General features: G+C 66.9%; 4 protein-coding genes. 3 read left to right on the top strand and 1 reads right to left on the bottom strand.

The features are described from left to right. The 3 genes from VGH54_RS26675 to VGH54_RS26685 all read left to right on the top strand — a co-directional run. On the top strand, positions 1-232 hold a 232-nt coding region (locus tag VGH54_RS26675), incomplete at its 5' end, for a hypothetical protein (protein ID WP_331515138.1). 25 nt (positions 233-257) lie between these two features. Next, a complete protein-coding gene (locus VGH54_RS26680) occupies positions 258-1,553 on the top strand; it encodes a PhoH family protein (protein ID WP_414688813.1) in 1,296 nt (431 codons plus the stop codon). Positions 1,554-1,587: 34 nt separating this feature from the next. Then, complete coding sequence (locus VGH54_RS26685) at positions 1,588-2,472, top strand: polysaccharide deacetylase family protein (RefSeq protein WP_331515140.1); 885 nt, start codon at positions 1,588-1,590, stop codon at positions 2,470-2,472. A 65-nt stretch (positions 2,473-2,537) separates the two neighbouring features. Here the strand turns inward: VGH54_RS26685 and VGH54_RS26690 are convergent. Next, a partial coding sequence (locus tag VGH54_RS26690) for a polysaccharide deacetylase family protein (protein ID WP_331515141.1) occupies positions 2,538-3,353 on the bottom strand: 816 nt, incomplete at its 5' end.

The following is a 3,353-nucleotide window of genomic DNA, read 5'->3' on the forward strand; positions in this document are numbered from 1 at the left end:
GTCGCTTTCGATGGCTAGCGACATGCTCTGCTATCCGGGCGGCGCCTCTCGTCTCAACTTCGACAGGACCGCCGGCCCCGGTCCTGACGCCGCGGCCCCCGCCGAATCGTCCGTGCGGGCCGCACGGGCATCCAGCCCGGCAAGGACGCCTCGCGCGCATTGGTGGCTGTGGGGCCACCACCAACATGCGGCAGCGGGCCGGGCGATGAGCTCGAGGAGCGCTCGTGACTGATTCCCCGGCGGTTTCACAGGACACCATCAGGACCTACGTGCTCGACACGTCGGTGTTGTTGTCAGATCCGTGGGCCTGCTCCCGCTTCGCCGAACACGAAGTGGTGGTTCCGCTGGTAGTGATCAGTGAACTGGAGGCTAAACGCCACCACCACGAATTGGGCTGGTTCGCCCGCCAGGCGTTGCGCCTGTTCGACGATCTCCGGGTCCAGCATGGGCGGCTGGATCAGCCCATCCCGGTCGGCACGCAGGGCGGCACGCTGCACGTCGAGCTCAACCACAGCGACCCCAGCGTGCTGCCGGCCGGGTTCCGCACCGACACCAACGACTCGCGCATCCTGTGCTGTGCGGCCAACCTCGCCGCCGAAGGTAAGCGAGTCACGTTGGTCAGCAAGGACATTCCGCTGCGCGTCAAAGCGGGCGCGGTGGGTCTCCTCGCCGACGAGTACCACGCGCAGGACGTCGTCGTCTCCGGCTGGACCGGGATGACCGAAATGGAAACCAGCGCCGACGACATCGACGCGTTGTTCGCCGACGGCGAGGCCGACCTGGAGGCGGCACGAGACCTGCCGTGCCACACCGGTATTCGACTGCTGGCCGGCAGTTCGCATGCGCTCGGCCGGGTCAACGCGCACAAGCGGGTCCAGCTGGTCCGCGGCGACCGCGAGGTATTCGGGCTCCGCGGCCGCTCGGCCGAACAGCGGGTGGCCCTGGATCTGCTGCTCGACGAGTCGGTGGGCATCCTGTCGCTGGGTGGCAAGGCCGGTACCGGCAAGTCGGCGCTGGCGCTGTGTGCCGGGCTGGAAGCCGTGCTGGAGCGCCGCACGCAGCGCAAGGTAGTGGTATTCCGCCCGCTCTATGCGGTCGGCGGCCAGGAGCTCGGCTACCTGCCCGGTAGCGAGAGCGAAAAGATGGGCCCGTGGGCCCAGGCGGTCTTCGACACCCTGGAAGGTCTGGCCAGCCCGGCCGTGCTCGAAGAGGTGCTCGCCCGCGGCATGCTCGAGGTGCTGCCACTGACCCACATCCGCGGTCGCTCGCTGCACGACTCGTTCGTCATCGTCGACGAAGCGCAGTCACTGGAACGCAATGTGCTGCTGACCGTGCTGTCCCGGTTGGGCGCGGGATCGCGGGTGGTGCTGACCCACGACGTCGCTCAGCGCGACAACCTGCGGGTGGGCCGGCACGACGGCGTCGCCGCGGTGGTCGAGAAACTGAAGGGCCACCCGTTGTTCGCGCACATCACGCTGCTGCGCAGCGAACGGTCGCCGATCGCGGCGCTAGTCACCGAGATGCTCGAGGAGATCAGCGGCGTACCGCTCTAACCGGGCGGGACTTCGTCGCCGGTAAGCTGCGGCCGTGCCGAAACGACCGGACAACCAAGCCTGGCGGTACTGGCGCACCGTCGCAGGCGCCGCGGCGGCCGCCGCTATCGTCGCGGTCGGTGCGTTCACCGGGCACGTCCGGTTCGCCCACGCCAACGACGTCGTGGACTGCGCACAGGTCAAGTGCGTCGCGTTGACGTTCGATGACGGCCCCACCCCGTATACCGATCGGCTGCTGAGCATCCTGACCGCGAACAAGGCCAAGGCCACGTTCTTCGAGATCGGCAACAAGGTCGTGGCCAACCCGGCGGGCGCCAAACGGGTGGTCGAAGCGGGAATGGAACTGGGCAACCACACCTGGGAACACCCCAACATGACGACGTTGCCGCCCGAAGACGTCCCCAGCCAGTTGTCGCGCGCCAACGACGCGATCGCCGCCGCCACCGGTGTGACGCCGAAGTTGTGGCGGCCGCCGGGCGGGTTGACCAATGCGGCGGTCAACGAGCAGGCCGGGAAGGCCGGCCTGGCCGGAATCCTCTGGGACGTCATCCCTTACGACTGGATCAACGACTCCAACACAGCGGCCAGCCGGCTCCTGCTGATGAGTCAGATCAAGCCCGGTTCGGTGGTGTTGCTGCACGACAGCTACTCCAGCACGGTCGACATCGTCGAGCAGTTCATCCCGGTGCTCAAGGCCAACGACTACCACTTCGTCACGGTCAGCCAGCTGCTAGGGCAGCGCGCCCCGGGCAGCGTCTATGGAGGCCGAGAGAACGGGCCACCGGCCAACGACCTGCACGACATCCCCGCCTCGGAGATTCCGTCGTTGCCCAACACGCCGTCGCCGAAGCCGATGCCCAACGTCCCGATCACCGATGTGCCGGGCCAGAACTCAGGCGGAGTGAATAACGGCAGCTAGCTGTTACAGGTCATGAAATTGTTGCGACACGATGAGTTCGCGGCGCCGGCCGCATCTGCGATGAACTAAGGCCTGGCGTAGTGCGGTGGGAGGAAGACATCGTTGAGGGTGACGGTGCGTAGGTTGCGTGCGCGGATGATATCGCGGAGTTGCTCGTAGACGTGGGTCACCGGCAGGTGGTTGAGGTGTCCGATCACGATCGCCTGCCCGGTAAAGGCCCGTTGGGCCATCTGGACGATGTAGTCCTCCCTGATCACGGTGGAATCCGACAGCGAACCCGACCACAGCGTGATCGCGGTGTAGCCGAGATCGGCGGCCACTTTATCAACGGTCGAGTTGTACCTTCCGTACGGTGGCCGGAGGTACGGCCGCGCGTCCACCCCGTAAGTGGTTTTCAAGAACTCGTCGTTGCGGGAGATCTGTTGGGCCACTCGACTTGCCGGAACCTTTGTCAGGTTCGGATGTGACCAGGTGTGGTTGCCCAGTTGAATCTGGCCGGATTCGACCAATGGCCGCAGCAATGCCAGATTGTCGATCCACGAGCCGTAGGTGCCGTTGACGAAATAGGTCAGCCGCACGCCGGTATCTTTGGCGAACTGCGTGTAGAGGCGCACCACGTCGGTGCTCACGCCGTCATCAACGGTCAGAGCCAGCAGGTCGCCGTCCCCGGGCAGCTTGTTCAGCACGCCGCCACCGGGCAGCGGCACCCGCGCGATGGGCGCGGGCGGCGGCACCAGCGCGCCAGGAACGACCTTGCCGGCTGCTCGGTGTGGCGACGCCTCGCCGGCGGCGAAGGCCGTCGGGGGTTGCGGCGGTCCACCGAGCACACCGCGCCCCACGCCCACGCCGCCGAGAACTGCGGCCCCGAGCGCCGCGAGAAA

The sequence above is a fragment of the Mycobacterium sp. genome (assembly GCF_036488105.1).
Taxonomy (GTDB): Bacteria; Actinomycetota; Actinomycetes; order Mycobacteriales; family Mycobacteriaceae; genus Mycobacterium.